Source organism: Boseongicola aestuarii (assembly GCF_900184815.1).
In the GTDB taxonomy this organism is placed as follows: Bacteria; Pseudomonadota; Alphaproteobacteria; order Rhodobacterales; family Rhodobacteraceae; genus Boseongicola; species Boseongicola aestuarii.
Genome location: NZ_FXXQ01000002.1, coordinates 128,533 through 145,018 on the forward strand (window position 1 = coordinate 128,533; position 16,486 = coordinate 145,018).

At 58.9% G+C, this 16,486-nt stretch carries 14 protein-coding genes; 7 read left to right on the plus strand and 7 right to left on the minus strand.

Translation table 11 applies throughout. The features are described 5' to 3' along the window. The first annotated feature begins 40 nt into the window (after window positions 1-40). The 7 genes from BOA8489_RS03550 (at window position 41) to BOA8489_RS03580 (ending at window position 9,284) form a co-directional block, all read left to right on the plus strand. The gene (locus BOA8489_RS03550) at window positions 41-1,279 is read left to right on the plus strand and encodes an MFS transporter (RefSeq protein WP_093972615.1); all 1,239 of its coding nucleotides are present in this window, start codon (window positions 41-43) and stop codon (window positions 1,277-1,279) included. 59 nt (window positions 1,280-1,338) lie between these two features. Then, a complete protein-coding gene (locus BOA8489_RS03555; RefSeq protein WP_093972616.1) occupies window positions 1,339-2,217 on the plus strand; it encodes a helix-turn-helix transcriptional regulator in 879 nt (292 codons plus the stop codon). A gap of 222 nt (window positions 2,218-2,439) precedes the next feature. Beyond that, window positions 2,440-4,104: an ABC transporter substrate-binding protein gene (locus BOA8489_RS03560; RefSeq protein WP_093972617.1), complete on the plus strand. Its 1,665-nt coding sequence runs from the start codon at window positions 2,440-2,442 to the stop codon at window positions 4,102-4,104. Window positions 4,105-4,231: 127 nt separating this feature from the next. After that, entirely contained in the window at window positions 4,232-5,275 is a 1,044-nt protein-coding gene (locus BOA8489_RS03565; protein ID WP_093972618.1) for an ABC transporter permease, read from the plus strand. Between the two features lie 15 nt (window positions 5,276-5,290). Then, entirely contained in the window at window positions 5,291-6,730 is a 1,440-nt protein-coding gene (locus tag BOA8489_RS03570) for an ABC transporter permease (RefSeq protein WP_093972619.1), read from the plus strand. Window positions 6,731-6,822: 92 nt separating this feature from the next. Continuing rightward, entirely contained in the window at window positions 6,823-8,907 is a 2,085-nt protein-coding gene (locus tag BOA8489_RS03575) for a dipeptide ABC transporter ATP-binding protein (protein ID WP_093972620.1), read from the plus strand. A 98-nt stretch (window positions 8,908-9,005) separates the two neighbouring features. Continuing rightward, window positions 9,006-9,284, plus strand: a complete 279-nt coding sequence (locus BOA8489_RS03580; protein WP_093972621.1) for a hypothetical protein — start codon at window positions 9,006-9,008, stop codon at window positions 9,282-9,284. Here the strand turns inward: BOA8489_RS03580 and BOA8489_RS03585 are convergent. The 7 genes from BOA8489_RS03585 to scpA form a co-directional block, all read right to left on the minus strand. Further along, on the minus strand, window positions 9,281-10,825 hold the full coding sequence (locus BOA8489_RS03585; protein WP_093972622.1) for a Ppx/GppA family phosphatase: 1,545 nt from the start codon (window positions 10,823-10,825) through the stop codon (window positions 9,281-9,283). The genes BOA8489_RS03580 and BOA8489_RS03585 overlap by 4 nt on opposite strands. Before the next feature lie 72 nt (window positions 10,826-10,897). Continuing rightward, complete coding sequence (locus BOA8489_RS03590) at window positions 10,898-11,893, minus strand: endonuclease/exonuclease/phosphatase family protein (RefSeq protein WP_093972623.1); 996 nt, start codon at window positions 11,891-11,893, stop codon at window positions 10,898-10,900. Continuing rightward, complete coding sequence (locus BOA8489_RS03595; protein ID WP_093972624.1) at window positions 11,894-12,574, minus strand: molecular chaperone DjiA; 681 nt, start codon at window positions 12,572-12,574, stop codon at window positions 11,894-11,896. It lies immediately after the preceding gene. 10 nt (window positions 12,575-12,584) lie between these two features. Continuing rightward, window positions 12,585-13,091: a GNAT family N-acetyltransferase gene (locus BOA8489_RS03600; RefSeq protein WP_176440218.1), complete on the minus strand. Its 507-nt coding sequence runs from the start codon at window positions 13,089-13,091 to the stop codon at window positions 12,585-12,587. Further along, a complete protein-coding gene (locus tag BOA8489_RS03605; protein ID WP_093972626.1) occupies window positions 13,091-13,717 on the minus strand; it encodes a VOC family protein in 627 nt (208 codons plus the stop codon). Before BOA8489_RS03605 ends, BOA8489_RS03600 begins: the two co-directional genes overlap by 1 nt. Before the next feature lie 68 nt (window positions 13,718-13,785). Continuing rightward, window positions 13,786-14,283, minus strand: a complete 498-nt coding sequence (locus BOA8489_RS03610) for an MAPEG family protein (protein ID WP_245813651.1) — start codon at window positions 14,281-14,283, stop codon at window positions 13,786-13,788. Further along, window positions 14,280-16,397 carry a methylmalonyl-CoA mutase gene (gene scpA / locus BOA8489_RS03615; RefSeq protein ID WP_093972628.1) on the minus strand — a complete coding sequence of 706 codons (2,118 nt, stop codon included), beginning with the start codon at window positions 16,395-16,397 and terminating at the stop codon, window positions 14,280-14,282. The genes BOA8489_RS03610 and scpA overlap by 4 nt, the downstream gene beginning before the upstream one ends. Window positions 16,398-16,486: the final 89 nt, after the last annotated feature.

Genomic DNA, 16,486 nt, shown 5'->3' on the forward strand with positions numbered 1-16,486 from the left:
GAGGTCGAAACAGACACAGTTCTGTGAAAGTCTGCACCGCATGCGCCTTCTGATTTCCTTCGCCGCCCTGTTCCTGTCGATCGTATTTCTGCAATTGGGCTCGGGAGGCCTTGGACCCCTAGATGCGCTGTCGGGCATCCAGCTTGGCTTTACCACGGCGCAGATCGGCCTCCTCGGCTCGGCGCATTTCGTCGGCTTCTTCATCGGATGCTGGCTGGCCCCCCGCCTGATGGGCGCCGTCGGTCACAGCCGCGCGTTCGCCGCCTTCACTGCCATCGGCACCATCGGCGTCCTCGCCCATATGATTGTGATCGACGCCTATGCCTGGGCCCTGATGCGCGTCATGTCGGGCCTGTGCGTCGCCGGGTGTTATACCGTTGTGGAAAGCTGGCTGCAGGCGAAGGCCACGAACGAGAACCGGGGTCGCGCGATGGGGACTTACCGCGTCGTCGATATCGGAGGGTCGTTGGCCGCACAGTTGATGATCTCGGTCCTCGAACCGGCCAACTATGTGTCCTACAACATTCTTGCCATCATCTGCTGCGCAGCCTTGCTGCCGCTGGTCATGACGCGCGTTGAACAACCTGCCATTCCGTTTGCCCCGCGCCTGCGCCCCGACCTTGCATGGAAACTCTCACCCCTGGCCTCGGCCGCCGTGATTTCGGCTGGTGTCACCACCGCATCGTTCCGCATGGTCGGCCCGATCTACGGCATCGAGGTCGGCCTCACCGTCGACCAGATCGCCCTTTTCCTTGCCGCTTTCGTTCTTGGCGGCGCTCTCAGCCAATACCCCGCCGGGTGGCTCGCCGACCGCTTTGACCGGCGCTGGGTGCTGGTGTGGCTCTCGGTTCTGGCGATCGTCACCTGCGCCATCACCGTTGCGGTTTCGACCGGCGGCTCGGTGGCCGTCTTTATCGCATCGGGCCTGTTCGGGTTTGCCACCTTCCCGATCTACTCGGTCGCAACCGCCCACGCACATGACTTCGCCAACGACGAGCAACGCGTCGAGCTGTCCGCCGCCTTGATGTTCTTTTACGCCGTCGGCGCGATCGCGGCACCCTATCTGGTGTCCACACTTATCGACGGGTTCGGTCCGGAAGCCATGTTCGCCTTCGTCTCGCTGGCACATGTGATTCTCATCGCTTTCAGCCTGCTGCGGATGCGCGTGCGCGAAGCAGAATCCAAAACCAATTATATCTACGCACCCCGAACAACCTTCATTATCGGGCGTTTGCTCGGAAAATCGCGCGAGAAAAAGCCAGACGCACCAGACAGTTGACGGGCCGGGGTTGCTTTGCATAACCTCTGGTCTTCACCTGGTTGGGGGACCGGCTGCCTATGTCATTGCCACGTCTGACACTTCTGCCCTTGGCAGAGGCGACACCAAACGCGCAGCGCCTGCATCTCAGCGCGCAGACGCGCCCGCTCCCCCGAGCCATTCAGGTCGCAGAAGTGACCTCGATCACCCGCATGGCGCAGGGCGGACGCTGGCGTACCGAAGCAATGCGCAGCTACGACCGCCCGGTGCTGATCTGGTTCACCCGTGGTCAGGGCCGCATCACGATCGCCGGACGCTCTGGCGGATACGGCGCTCACAGCGCGGTGTTTCTTCCCGCCGGCACGATGCACGGCTTCACCGTCAATCCGGCCGTGCTTGGCTCGGTGGTACGCCTGTCGGAAGGCGATTGGCCGCAGGAACCTGCCCACCTGCGCCTGCGCGAAGTGCGCCTGCACCGCGAACTGACCGGCATGATCGACGCCATCGAGCGCGAGCAGAACTCCGGCGCAGCCGACACGGACCGCGCCATCGCCCATCACGAAGGCCTTCTGTCGATCTGGTTCGAGCGCACCCGTGCATCAGTCAGCGAGACCGACCACACGGACCCAAGCCTCGCCACCGCCCTGAAGCTGACCGAAGCCTTTACCAGCCTTGTCGAGCGCGACTTCAACCGCCCATTGGGCGTCCAGTATTACGCCTCGAAACTGGGCGTGACACCCACGCATCTGACCCGCACTTGCCGCAAGGCCTCTGGGCGAGCTGCCCTCGATATTCTGTCAGATCGCCGTCATTTCGAAGCTTGCCGGTTGCTGAAAGACACCGATCTGGCCGTGTCCAAAATCGCCGCGAAAAGCGGTTTTGCCTCACCCGCCTATTTCACACGGGCCTTCCGGTCGCGCAGTGGTCTCAGCCCGACAGAATTCCGAGTCGCGAAGTGACGTAACGTAAATTGAGCCGACACAACTGAAATGTCGTTTTCGGCAAGCTGAAATGTCGCAAATGTTACATGAAATGACGTCGGGATCCGTTGACCTTGTTGCGGATCCATGCGGAACTGCGCGTGGAAAACGTGCGTGGGCGGGACCCTGCGCATTGCAGGCAGTCATAGCTCATGGCGCTGCATCCTACCTAAAAATAAGTCTGACAGGGAGAAAGACTTTATGGAAACGAATGAAAACACGCTGTCGCGTGTGCATCCTGCTGCGGAAATGTATGCGCGAGAAGTAGCGGAAGGTAAGTTGAACCGCCGCGAATTCATCACGCGCGCGACGGCACTTGGCGTCGCGACGACAACCGCCTACGGCATGATCGGTGCCGCTGCACCTGCACGCGCAGGTGGCCACGCCCAGATGGGCGGCACGATGCGCATCCAGATGGAAGTGCGCGCACTGAAAGACACCCGCACATGGGACTGGAGCCAGATCGCGAACTATGCACGCGGCACGCTTGAGTATCTCGTGCAGTATAACAACGATGGTTCCTTCACGCCGATGCTTCTGGAAGGCTGGGACGTCAACGACGACGCAACACAGTATACCCTGCGCGTGCGCCCCGGCGTGACATGGAACAACGGTGACGCCTTCACGGCTGCCGATGTCATCAACAACATCGCGCGCTGGTGTGACAAGAACGTCGAAGCAAACTCGATGGCTGGCCGCTTTGCCACGCTGATCGACCCCGATACGAGCAAGCTGATCGAAGGCGCAGCCGTTGCGGCTGACGACCTGACCGTTGTCCTCAACCTGCCAGCCCCGGACATCTCGCTGATCGCTGGCATGGCCGACTATCCGGCTGCAATCGTGCACCCGTCCTTCGACCCGAACGACGTGATGAACGCCGTCGGCACCGGTCCGTTCCTGATGAGCGAATTGGAAGTCGGCGTGAAAGGGGTTCTGGTCAAGAACACCGAGCACAACTGGTGGGGCACCGAAGTCTTCGGCGAGCCACCGCTCGATTCGATCGAATTCATCGACTACGGCACAGACCCGGCAGCATGGCTGGCGGCGATCGAATCCGAAGAGGTCGATTTCCTCTACGAGTCGGTTGGTGAATTCATCGACATCATGAACGACCTCGGCCTCGTGCAGACCGAAGTTGTCACGGGTTCGACCATTGTCGTACGTCCAAACCAACTTGCCGAGATCGACGGCATGAAGCCTTACGCAGACCCCCGCGTCCGCAAGGCCATCGCTATGGCCGTCGATAACTCGGTGTGTCTGGAGCTGGGCTATGGCAACCGCGGTGTGACGGCTGAAAACCACCACGTGGCGCCGATTCACCCAGAATATGCCGAACTTCCACCGCTTGTGCGCGACGTCGAAGGCGCGCGCGCTTTGATGGAAGAAGCCGGCATGATGGACTTCGAGCACGAGATCATCTCGATCGACGACGACTGGCGCAAGAACACCACCGACGCCGTCGCCGCGCAACTGCGCGACGCTGGCTTCAAAGTGCGCCGGACGATCCTTCCGGGTTCGACCTTCTGGAACGACTGGGCGAAGTATCCGTTCTCGTCGACCAACTGGAACCACCGCCCCCTTGGCGTTCAGGTTCTGGCACTGGCCTACCGTTCGGGTGAAGCCTGGAACGAATTCGGCTGGGCAAATGCCGAGTTCGACGGCCTGCTCGCCGAAGCTCTGGCCATCGCGGACGCAGACAAGCGCCGGGAAGTTATGGCCAAGATCGAGAAACTGATCCAGGACGAAGGCGTCACGATCCAGCCTTACTGGCGCTCGCTCTATCGCCACGCCCGCGAAGGCCTTGTGGGGGCAGACATGCACATCTCGTTTGAGATTTACCCACAATATCTCGGCTTCGCAGCCTAAGCCAAAACAAACCAAGGGCGCCCGGATCAAACCGGGCGCCCTTTTCACAATGCGGGGCGGCCCCTGACCAAGACAGGGGTTCAGAGACAAAGTCCACACGGTCCGCAAAGACAACAGGGTAACCTAAATGGGTCTATTCATCCTTCGCCGATTAGGCGTGATGATACTGACGGCACTCTGCCTGACGTTCATCGTCTTCTTCCTGACGAACCTCTATCCGAACCTTGAAAAGCTTGCCAAAACGCAAGGCAACCAAAGGATGTCGGACGAGGCCGTGACCTCCTATCTTGGGAAAAACGGCTATCTCCAACCACTTCCGGTGAAATACGGACAATGGCTTGGAGTGCTGCCGGGTCACACCTTCACAGATGACGAGGGCAAGATCACCGGCCGCTGCATCAAGCGCGGCATGGAGCCAGCCGACGCTCCAACATTCTGCGGCATCCTGCAAGGCGACTGGGGACAATCGACCGTCTTCAAGGCCGATGTGGGTGAAATCGTCTCGACCCGCCTTGGCCTCACCGGATGGCTGATGCTGTTCGTGATGCTGCTTATGGTCCCCTCGGCCCTGATCGTCGGCGTGCTTGCGGGCATGCGCGAAGGCTCGAAACTGGACCGCTCACTCTCGACCTTCTCAATCGCCTCGACCGCCACCCCGGAATATGTGTCGGGCGTGATCTTCATCACGCTGTTCGCCTCCTCGGCTGGTGTGAAATGGTTCAAAGGCACGGCCACCTCGGCGGCCGACGACATCACATTCGAAAACTTCTTCCTGCCCGTCCTCACTATTGCCCTTTACGGCATGGGCTACATCGCGCGTATGACCCGCGCGTCGATGACCGAAGTGATGACAGCACAATACATCCGTACCGCGCGCCTGAAAGGCGTGAGCTTTCCAAACATCGTCATGAAGCACGCGCTCAGAAACGCCCTGATCGCACCCTTCACGGTAATCATGCTTCAGTTCCCATGGCTTTTGAACGGCGTCGTCATCGTTGAGACGCTGTTCAACTACAAAGGCTTTGGCTGGACGCTGGTGCAAGCCGCTGGCAACAACGACATCGAGCTTCTGCTCGCCTGTTCCGTCGTTGCCGTCTTCGTCGTTCTGATCACGCAGCTGATATCCGACATCGGCTATGTGTTCCTGAACCCACGCATTCGTATCGCTTAAAGGAGGGACAGAGTTATGGAACCACTTTCCTGGACCGGTAGCCTATCCGTCCTGAACCCGATCTACCTCGCACTGTGGGCCGCCTTTGGCATCGCGGTGATCGCACAAATCGTCCTCAGCTTCGTCTCGCCAAGCGCCGAAATGCAGGGGAGCGCCCTTGCGGCCAAGAAAACCCCAGGCGAAATGGCAGGCACCGCCTCACGGTATCTGTTCCTTGGGATCATCGCGCTGACACTGATCTATCTGATCGGTGGCATCCTGATCCCTGGCATCGAGAACAAAGGCATCGTCGGTGCCATCTCAGCCCGGTTCTTGCCAGTCTGGATCGCCCTTGTGGTGACCTTCGCCCTGTCGATCACTTTCAAACGCAAGCTCGGCCTCTATGGCAAACTGTTCGACAGCTTCGTCGGCATGATCGGCTTTGCGATTGTGATGTTCTGGGTGTTCACCGGCGTCTTCAGCGCCATGGACCTCATCGTCACACATGACCCTCTGTCACAAGTCTCGGGCATGAAGAACAAATCACCGGGCGAACCGCTTGCGGGTGCGGAAGCAGGCGAATACGCCTTCTACCTCCTCGGGGGCGACAACCTTGCGCGCGACGTCTTCAGCCGCATGGTCTCGGGGTCGTGGGTGGTCATCCAGATCGCGCCACTGGCGACCCTCTTCGCATTCATGGTCGGCATCACGCTGGGCCTGCCCGCCGCCTACTACGGCGGCAAGCTGGACACCTTCCTGTCCTTCCTTGCGAACCTGATCCTCGCCTTCCCGGTCATCCTGTTGTTCTACCTTCTGGTGACGCCGGAAATCGTGGCAACAGGCCTGCCAAGCTATATGGCCTCGGTCCTGTTCCTCTTCCCGATCATCTTCCTCGTGGTCCTTTTCAACTCGCGGTTCTACACCCAACCGAGCAAACAGAAAGTCTACGTGGGCGGCATCCTGATCGTGGGCCTGCTGCTCTACTTCTCGCTGATCTCTCAGGACCGCACACCGCTGAACTTCTGGCCGGACGCGCTTGACCTGTTCGACATTCCGGGCGGCGTTCTGGTGGTCTTCGTGTCGGTGGTCTTCGTGAACTCACCAACCGTTTTCAGGATCGTCCGCGGCATCGCGCTTGATATCAAAACGCGCGATTACGTGGCCGCCGGTCAAACCCGTGGTGAAGGCCCCTGGTATATCATGCTCTGGGAGATCCTTCCCAACGCACGTGGACCGCTGATCGTCGATTTCTGTCTACGCATTGGCTATACCACGATCCTCCTCGGCACACTGGGCTTCTTCGGCCTCGGACTGCCTCCAGAAAGCCCGGACTGGGGATCAACCATAAATGATGGCCGACGCCTTCTGTCGATCTATCCGCACCCTGCCCTTGCACCGGCAATAGCCCTGATGAGCCTCGTGCTCGGGCTTAACCTGCTTGCGGACGGTCTGCGCGAAGAGAGCCTTAAGGACTGATGAAAGCACCGCGCGGGCGCACCGACGTTATACCGACGTACTACAGACATCGCCCGCGCCGCCAAATACACGGCCCCAGGGAGGGACAGAAAATGAAAAAAACCGACTACGACGGACCGATCCTCGAGATCGACAGCCTGTCCATCAGCTTCTTCACGCGCCTGCGGGAAATTCCCGCTGTGATGGATTTTTCCTGCACCGTTCAACCCGGCGAGGCCATGGGTCTTGTGGGCGAATCCGGCTGCGGCAAGTCCACTGTTGCACTTGGCGTCATGCAGGATCTGGGCGTCAACGGTCGCATTGTTGGCGGCTCGATCAAGTTCAAGGGCCAAGACCTTGGAAAGATGTCACTGGAACAGCTCCGCGACATTCGCGGCAGCGAAATTGCCATGATTTATCAAGAGCCTATGGCCTCCCTGAACCCGGCGATGAAGATCGGCAAACAGTTGATGGAAGTACCGATGATCCACGACGGCGTAGACGAAAAGGAGGCTTACAAGCGTGCCTTGGAAGTCGTCACGGACGTCAAACTCCCCGATCCCAAGCGGATGCTCGACAGCTATCCGCACCAGCTTTCCGGCGGCCAGCAACAGCGCATCGTCATCGCCATGGCTCTCATGGCGAACCCGTCCCTCTTGATCCTCGACGAGCCCACAACCGCCCTCGACGTTACCGTCGAAGCCGCCGTTGTCGAACTGGTCAAAGATCTCGGCAAGAAATACGGCACTTCGATGCTGTTCATCAGCCACAACCTCGGACTCGTCCTCGAAACCTGCGACCGTCTCTGCGTCATGTATTCCGGAGAAGCGGTCGAAACCGGCTCCATCGAAGATGTCTTCGACGAGATGCAACACCCTTATACACAAGCCCTTTTCCGCTCGATCCCGCTTCCGGGTGCAGACAAAAACTCGCGCCCGCTTGTCGCCATTCCGGGCAACTTCCCCCTCCCTCACGAGCGCCCGCAAGGCTGCAACTTCGGCCCCCGCTGCGACTACTTCGAGGAAGGCCGCTGCAACGTCGGCGGCATCAAGATGCACACAGTCAAAGGCAATGACCGACACGCCACGCGTTGCCTGAAGTTCGAGGAAATCGACTGGAACGCCCCAATCCAGCTCGGCGATACGACCAAGAAAACCGAACCCGGCGACGTCGTCCTCAGGATGGAAGACCTCAAGAAATACTACGAGGTTTCCGCCAACGCCCTGTTCGGAGGCGCAAATAGAAAAGTAGTCAAAGCCAACGAGACCCTCAGCTTTGAAGCCCGCGAAAGCGAAACACTTGCCATCGTCGGCGAATCCGGCTGCGGCAAGTCGACCTTCGCCAAGGTCTTGATGGGTCTGGAAACCGCGACGGAAGGGCGCATTCTCCTCGACAATCGGGAAATCCAGGACACCCCCATAGAGCAGCGTGACACGAAGACCGTGTCGTCCGTGCAGATGGTATTCCAAAACCCATTCGACACCCTGAACCCGTCCATGACAGTCGGTCGCCAGATCATCCGTGCGCTGGAAATCTTCAAGATCGGCAAGAACGAAGCCGAACGTCGCACCCGTATGCTCGAGCTTCTCGACCTTGTGAAACTGCCCCGCGAATTTGCGGACCGCATGCCCCGGCAATTGTCCGGAGGCCAGAAGCAACGCGTTGGTATCGCCCGTGCTTTTGCGGGTGGCGCTCGGATCGTTGTGGCGGATGAACCCGTCTCGGCCCTGGACGTCTCAGTGCAGGCCGCCGTCACGGATCTCCTTATGGAAATCCAGCGCAATGAGAAAACAACACTCCTTTTCATCAGCCACGACCTCTCGATCGTGCGCTACCTCTCGGACCGAGTCATGGTCATGTATCTTGGTCATGTCGTCGAAATGGGCACCACCGATCAGGTCTTCTCGCCTCCCTATCACCCCTATACCGAAGCGCTCTTGTCGGCCGTTCCGATCGCCGACACCAGCATCAAGAAAACGCACATCGTCCTCGAAGGTGATATCCCTTCGGCCATGAACCCGCCCCCCGGTTGTCCGTTCCAGACGCGGTGCCGTTGGAAAAGCAAAGTCCCCGGCGGTCTTTGCGAGAAAGAGGTGCCACCCGTGCGCACATTGGAGGGCGGCCATCAGGTCAAATGCCACCTTTCGGATGCTGACCTTGACAGCATGGAACCGGTCATCAAGATCGCTGCCGAGTAGCCAACCCTTGGTGAAAAACTCAATTGGCCGGGCAAACTGCCCGGCCATTTGAGTTTTGCCCAGTCGTGAAAACCGTAAATCTGTGTTAAGATCGGCTCATGTTTCGTTTACTGATCCCATTGGCCGTTATCGCCGCGCCTGCCTTCGCTCAGGACACCCCCGAGCCAAAGGGGCGCGATCTAATGAGCGAGGCCTTGCGGCTTTTCATGCGCGGCTTGCTTGAAGAAATGGAGCCAGCAATCGACGATTTCTCGGCCCTGATCGAAAATCTCGACGCTTATCACGCACCGGAAGTTCTGCCCAACGGCGACATCATCATCCGTCGAAAAACCCCGTTGGATCCCGAGGAACCGGCCCCCGAGGAAATCGAGCTTTAGCGCCAGCTCACAGCGATTTCCGTCGCCCTCAAAGCCGAACCAAGCGCATTCAGACGCGCTTCGGCGACTTCACCAAAAAGATCACGCGTGCCCGGTGCAAGGCGGACTTCAAGGCGCTGCTTTTTCGGGAAGTATTTGAATTTCCCCATTTTTTCATCCTCGGATGCGGTCAACATGGCCCCGAAACGCATAGCCTTGCCCAACACTTCCGCCTGTTTCAGAAAATCTTCGTCAATCAGTTTGAACAACGGATCGAACCGTGAATTCTCGCGGCTGTTCTTGTATCTGTGCAGCAATGCCACCCCGAGAAAAACTCGCTCGGGATGTGTCATGCCGCCAAGGTTGGCGCGCGTCGCCTCGTCAAAGCACACCTCGTGACGGTAGTCGGGATGCGCACGCCAGCTGACGTCATGCAACAGGCAGGCGGCTTTCACCAACCGATGCGGAGGCGCATTGCGCCCCGAAAAAAGCGGCAGCACGAAATCATAGAGACGGCTTCCGAAACCCGGAATGCGTGCGTCCTTCGCTTCGGCAAAGCGGCAGGCTTCTATTAGAGGATCGCGGTCCCGGAGCCTCTGCGGCATTTGCTCGTAAAGCATCCCTTCGCGGATACCGTAGCTTGAGATCGCGATGTCGTGCGGCTTGAGTTGTCGAACCAATTGCTTCAGCACCAGCGAAGCAAGCGGCACCAGCGCCATCCGGCTTTCGCTTAGTCCACAGCGCAGACGCAACTCCTCAATGTCGGTCTCCTGGATATAATTGACCGTCGCCAGGACAGACTTCCGCGACATCCGGTATTCATGCAAAACGGCCAGCGGATAATTACGCCGGTCCATATCGATCCGCGCCAAAGCGCGCCAGGATCCACCCACCAGAAACAGCCGGTCCTTTTGCGATCCCATCGCCTGCGCAAGTTCGGAAACTTCCGCCGCGATATGCGCTTTAACGCCCTTCTTGCCGCCCTTGATAGTCTTCAGACGCTGAGGTCCCAGCTTGGTCGATATTCGCTTGCCCACGCGCCCATCGCGCAGCTCCGCAAGCTCCATTGAAGACCCGCCGATATCACACACCAGCCCATAAGCCCCGGGCCAGCCCAGCAAAACGCCCTGTGCAGACAGACGCGCTTCTTCTTCGCCGTCGATTACCCAAAGGCGAAGGCCGGTCTCGCGTTCAAGCTCCTCCCTAAACGCGGGACCGTCCTCCGCCTCGCGCACCGCAGCTGTCGCAACAGCAGTAAGCGGCGCGATTCCCATGCTTTCCGCAAGCAATTGAAATCTCTTGATGGCGGACAACGCGCGCCGTTTCCCGTCCGGATTCAAGCGCCCGGTTTCGGCCAACCCGGCACCAAGCCCGGCCATTACTTTTTCATTGAAGAAATACGCCGGACTGCGGGCAGCGCCGTCAAAGACCACCATGCGAACCGAGTTCGACCCGACGTCCAATACTCCGACCCGACGCAAAGCGCGTGCGCTTGGGTCTTCGAAAAGCGGGCGACCAAACGGTCCCCAATCTTCGGTCGCTGCGTCGCCGCTAGCGTCCATGAGCATCCCCCCGACGCAAATCACGTGGCGACCATGCACCGACAGACCCCATGCGTCAACGCGTGAAAACCATTATATATCAAGCTCAACGGTCACGGGAAAATGGTCCGAAGCCGTGAAAAGCGCCTGCGCCAACTCTGGCACCGCAGCAATCTTCGGGTCATCAACCGGATGCCAGATGCGCCAGCCCCCGGCGCGGTCCATAAGCGACGGAGAAACCATAACATAGTCCAGAAGAGTCTCCAGCCACCGCTTTTGATCCTCCAGCCAAAACCGCGCAGACACGGGGAAAGGGCCGACTGTCCGACCGATCATCATCTCCGCATGAGGGTCAAATAATTGCAGTTCACCGTTGCCGCCCAGTACGATTTCGACACCCGAGCGACCAAACAGCTTTTCGTATTCATCCAGCCCCGGACCGTCATTGAAGTCACCCAGAACAACAAGATCGTCCCCTTGATCGAGATGGTCGTCAACGCGCTCGCGCAGCCAGATGCACTGCGCCAATTGCTTGCGCCGGTTCTGGATGGCAATCCGCATCGCTTCTGAATTCGAGCGCGCACCATGCGGTGCCTTGGACTTTGCGTGTACGCCGATCAACCGCAGTCTGGTGCCGTTCGTCGTCTCGATGGCAAGCTCAAGCGGAGGTTTGGACCATTGTACTTTTTCCGGCGCGGCGTCGGTATTCAGGTCGATTTTATAGTCCTGATCAAAGCGCGGGTCGCCTTTGGGATCATGCACAACCGTCATGACGTCGGGATCGTAAAGAAACGCGATCTCCTGTTGTGTGTCGTTCACAAACCCCATCACGGCGCGGTTTGCCCTAAGGCCCATCTTGCGCGCGAAGGTCTCTAGAGCGGCCACGCCATCGCGTTTTCCATGACCATCGGGCGCTTCGATGATCATCACGCCGTCCGCATCCAATGCATTGAAAACAATCCCCAATGCCTCGATCTGTTCGAACCGCTTAACGTCATACCGGCCCGACCAATGCGTGTCCTCCATCAGACGCCCAGCATCGTTGAACAGGTTCGAAAACCACTCGACGTTGTAGGTTGCCAAACGCACCTAGGCCGCTTCCTTGTTGATCTCTTCCCAAGCGCGATTGATCGCGATGAGGCGTTTCTCAGCCATTTTCAACGCCTCTTCCGGCAAGCCGCGCGCCATCATGCGATCAGGGTGGGTTTCGCGAACAAGTTGTCGCCACGTCGCACGCACCTCGGCCATCGGCGTTCCGGGTTCGACCCCAAGAACGGCCCATGGGTCAGGTGCTGCGTCCGCGACAAAGCGTGTTCGGATTGCGCGGAACTGGCGATCAGTCAGACCAAAAATCTCGGAGACGCGCGCCAGAAACTGGTCCTCATTCGGATGGTAATCGCCGTCCGCCACTGCGATATAAAACAACCCCTCAAGCAAGTCGCAAAGCGTGCCGTCCGCATCGTTAAACATACGCGCGATCCGCTCCGCATAGTCCTCGAAGCCCGCAACATCCTGCCGCGCAAAGTTGAAAAGCCGCGCCGCGTTCGCTTCCTCTGCTGGGGGGATATGAAACACCTCACGAAAGGCCGTCACTTCGTCGCGGGTCACCAAACCGTCGGCTTTTGCCATCTTCGCGCCCAGTGCGATCACCGCGATCGTGAAGGCGATCGAACGTTCCGGCGGCGACCGCAGGGTATCGAAAACCGACGAAAGAGTTTCGCCAGAGCGCAGCGCGGCAAGCGCATCAGCTATGCGGGACCAAATGGACATGTCTGCAACCTTAGTGGGATCCAGACGTCTCGTCACCCGCCGGTTGCAACCATTTGCGCATCAGCGTCAAATCGAGCCAGCGGTTGAATTTGAAACCAACCTTGGGCAGCACCGCCACCGTTTCGAAACCAAGTCGGTCATGAAACGCCACACCGCCAGGATTTTCGCCGCTGACACCCGCCCAGAGCGAACCAACGCCCGCCGCGCGCGCGTGATCTTCAACAACCGCCATCAAGGTCCGCCCAATCCCATGACCCCGGGCTTCGGGCGCCAGAATGATCGAATGCTCCATACTGCGTGCGTAGCCTGCCCCACGCCGGAACTGATCGTAAGACGCATAACCGACCACCTTGCCGTCGACCTCGGCTACAAAAATACCCGGCGCCATTGCGATCAGTTCGCGAACTTCATCAAGCGAAAGCTCGTAGGGTTTGAACGAAATCGTCGTATTGCGAATAACGGGATTCAGCGCTGCCGCAATTGCGTCCGCATCGCGCATTTCAGCCGGCCGCACAATCATGCAAGGATCCGGTTGCCTTCCGGCGTCGCGATCGTCGCGATCAGGCGTTTTTCGGGACCTTCGCGCACAGATGTCGTCTGAAGCCTGTTAATGGACGGAAAGGCATCGACCAACTCACCCGCGCGCGGATGAAATACATCGAGCCGCACCAGGCGGAACCCGTGGTCGGGCAAACGCCCCGACGGATGCGCGCTGTTGCCCCAATGGATCAGCGCCGGGCTTGCATCGTCAAACGGCAGCTTGCCGAATTCAGGGACGGCCATCTGCCAGCGCATATCACCACGGGTCAGCCACATCTCACGGCCTGATCCCGGAGGGGCCTCCTCCAGTGCGGCGTCCAGATCATCCGTGCGACAAATCCAGTTCATCATCCTTGGCGCACCGACGTAGGTATCAAGGTTGAACCAGCGCCGATGCTTCGGCTTTGGCGCCGACGGATCAATCGCGATCACTTCCAGATAGACGTCGGGCCCAAGGGACAGCAGCTTGTTGTGAGTGCCCATATCGTCGTGCTTGCCACCGGACGAAAGCTCCGCACCCAACACCGCCTCGACATAGGAACAACCCTCTTCAAGTGTGCGCGCGACAACGGCTAGGTGATCAAGCTCAAGCGTGAATCTCATGAAGATTGATGGCGCTAACTTGCCCCCTAGATCAAGAGAAATTCTCGCAATTCTCTGTTGCCCCGACGTCAGAAAAGCCAAATCCCGACGGCCCAAAGCAGCGCGAAGATCGTCGCGTAAAAGGTCGCCGAAAACCCGAACAGCCGAAGCGCAGGCGAAATCCGATACCCGATCCAAAAGGCAATTCGCGCAAAGGGAAAGGCGATACTCAAAGCGGCAAGGAGTCCTGGCCCATCGTCAGCCGCCAAAAATCCGATTGAAGGCCAGAGACATAGCGCCAAAACCACTTGCTCGATCGTGTTGCGCAATACACGTGCGTCAATATCGGCGTACGTGCCTTTCGCAGGCGCTTCACCGTCCCTCAGAGTATCAGTCCCGAACCGCCGCATGGCAGACCAGAACACCATCAAGGCAATCACCAGCCCCGGCCCCAGAAACGCCACCAAAAGCATCGGCGTCAGCGCGAAAATCGGCAGTTCGATGACCCGCGCACCGAGCCAGACCACACTTGCGGCCCAAAGCGCGCCAAGCCCCCCGCCGATCAACATTTTTGCGCGGGCGCTCACGCAGGACGCGCGGCGCGGATCAATTTCAGAATGTCGGACGCCGCATCCGGGATATTGGTCCCCGGCCCGAAGATCGCCTTCACGCCTGCCGAATACAGGAATTCATAGTCCTGCTGCGGGATGACTCCACCACAGATGACCAAAATATCGCCCGCATCGCGCTCATTCAGGATCTTGATCAGCTTTGGGGCAAGCGTCTTGTGTCCCGCCGCCTGACTGGAGATTCCGATCACATGCACATCGTTGTCGATGGCATCCTGCGCGGCCTCTTCCGGAGTCTGGAACAACGGCCCGACGTCCACATCAAAACCGATATCGGCAAAGGCCGTCGCAATCACTTTGGCGCCGCGGTCATGGCCATCCTGACCCATCTTTACGACCAGCATTCGGGGCCGCCGCCCCTCGGCTTCGGCGAAACCCTCGACTTCTTTCTGGATCGCGGCAAAGCCTGCATCACCCTCATAGGCTGCACCGTAAACACCAGAGAGTGTTTTAACTTCGGCGCGGTGACGTCCAAACACCTTTTCCATCGCCATGCTTATCTCTCCTACCGAAGCGCGTGCCCGTGCCGCATCAACCGCGGCCGCCAACAGGTTTCCACCCTCAGCCGCGCATTTCTCCAAAGCCGACAACGCGGCCTCGCACGCCGCCGCATCCCGCGTGGCGCGGATGTGCTCAAGTCGCTCGATCTGGCTGGCGCGCACGCTTTCGTTGTTGATGTCGCGGATATCGATCGGGTCTTCCTTGTCCTTGCGATACTTGTTGACCCCGACGATGACCTCGTCACCCTTGTCGATCATCGCCTGACGCTTCGCTGCGGATTCCTCGATCCGAAGCTTTGGCATGCCCGTGGCCACGGCCTTGGTCATACCACCCATTTCATCGACTTCCTCGATGATCGCCCAGGCCTTTTCAGCCAATTCAGCCGTCAGGCTTTCGACATAGTAAGACCCGGCCAAGGGATCGACGACATGCGTCACTCCGGTCTCTTCCTGCAGGATCAACTGCGTGTTGCGCGCAATCCGCGCCGAGAAATCCGTCGGCAAGGCAATCGCCTCGTCCAGCGCATTGGTATGCAGTGATTGCGTCCCGCCCAAGACCGCGCTCATCGCCTCATAGGCCGTGCGCACAACGTTGTTGTAAGGGTCCTGCTCCTGCAGCGACACGCCCGAAGTCTGGCAATGGGTGCGCAACATCTTCGAGCGATCGCTCGCCCCGAACTCGTCCATGATCCGGCTCCAAAGCAGACGCGCTGCCCGCAGTTTCGCCGCTTCCATGAAGAAATTCATACCGATAGCAAAGAAAAAACTTAAGCGTCCTGCGAACTTGTCCACATCCATGCCGCGCGCGATGGCGGTCCGCACATACTCGCGCCCGTCCGCCAGCGTAAAGGCCAGCTCCTGCACAAGGTTCGCGCCAGCCTCTTGCATGTGATAGCCCGAGATCGAGATCGAATTGAATTTCGGCATGTGGTCCGAGGTGTATTCAATAATGTCGGCAACGATCCGCATCGAAGGTTCAGGCGGGTATACATACGTGTTGCGCACCATGAATTCCTTCAGAATGTCGTTCTGAATGGTCCCGGCCAAAAGCGCCTTGTCGTGTCCCTGCTCTTCGCCGGCGACAATGAAACTGGCAAGGATCGGAATCACCGCGCCGTTCATTGTCATCGAGACGCTGACCTGATCCAGCGGGATCCCGTCAAAGAGGATCTTCATATCCTCGACACTGTCGATCGCGACACCGGCCTTGCCCACATCACCCTCAACACGCGGATGATCGCTGTCGTATCCGCGATGCGTTGCCAGATCGAAAGCCACCGAAACACCCTGCTGCCCAGCCGCAAGGTTCTTGCGGTAAAAGGCATTGGATTCCTCAGCGGTCGAAAATCCGGCATACTGGCGGATAGTCCAGGGACGGCCAGCATACATCGTAGCCTTCACCCCACGCGTGAACGGCGCATACCCCGGCGTAGACCCCATATGATCAAGCCCCGCGACATCGCTTTCGTCATAAAGCGGTTTCACGCGTATGCCTTCAAGCGTCTCCCACTCGATGTCGCTGATACTTTTGCCGCGAAGTTCTTTTTCCGCGAGGGACTTCCAGTCGCTCATCGAAACATCTCCTGATTGTGGGTCTTGCAGGTGAAATTGCCGTGACCTGACGATAAACCCCTACGCATTTCGCGAATGAGACATATATT

Excerpts from the sequence above, each read along its gene's own strand:
- BOA8489_RS03565 (WP_093972618.1), top strand. The coding sequence starts at position 4,232 with ATGGGTCTATTCATCCTTCGCCGATTAGGCGTGATGATACTGACGGCA.
- BOA8489_RS03580 (WP_093972621.1), top strand. The coding sequence starts at position 9,006 with ATGTTTCGTTTACTGATCCCATTGGCCGTTATCGCCGCGCCTGCCTTC.
- BOA8489_RS03605 (WP_093972626.1), bottom strand. The coding sequence starts at position 13,717 with ATGAGATTCACGCTTGAGCTTGATCACCTAGCCGTTGTCGCGCGCACA.
- BOA8489_RS03595 (WP_093972624.1), bottom strand. The coding sequence starts at position 12,574 with ATGTCCATTTGGTCCCGCATAGCTGATGCGCTTGCCGCGCTGCGCTCT.
- BOA8489_RS03560 (WP_093972617.1), top strand. The coding sequence starts at position 2,440 with ATGGAAACGAATGAAAACACGCTGTCGCGTGTGCATCCTGCTGCGGAA.
- BOA8489_RS03550 (WP_093972615.1), top strand. The coding sequence starts at position 41 with ATGCGCCTTCTGATTTCCTTCGCCGCCCTGTTCCTGTCGATCGTATTT.
- BOA8489_RS03555 (WP_093972616.1), top strand. The coding sequence starts at position 1,339 with ATGTCATTGCCACGTCTGACACTTCTGCCCTTGGCAGAGGCGACACCA.
- BOA8489_RS03570 (WP_093972619.1), top strand. The coding sequence starts at position 5,291 with ATGGAACCACTTTCCTGGACCGGTAGCCTATCCGTCCTGAACCCGATC.
- BOA8489_RS03585 (WP_093972622.1), bottom strand. The coding sequence starts at position 10,825 with ATGGACGCTAGCGGCGACGCAGCGACCGAAGATTGGGGACCGTTTGGT.
- BOA8489_RS03575 (WP_093972620.1), top strand. The coding sequence starts at position 6,823 with ATGAAAAAAACCGACTACGACGGACCGATCCTCGAGATCGACAGCCTG.
- scpA (WP_093972628.1), bottom strand. The coding sequence starts at position 16,397 with ATGAGCGACTGGAAGTCCCTCGCGGAAAAAGAACTTCGCGGCAAAAGT.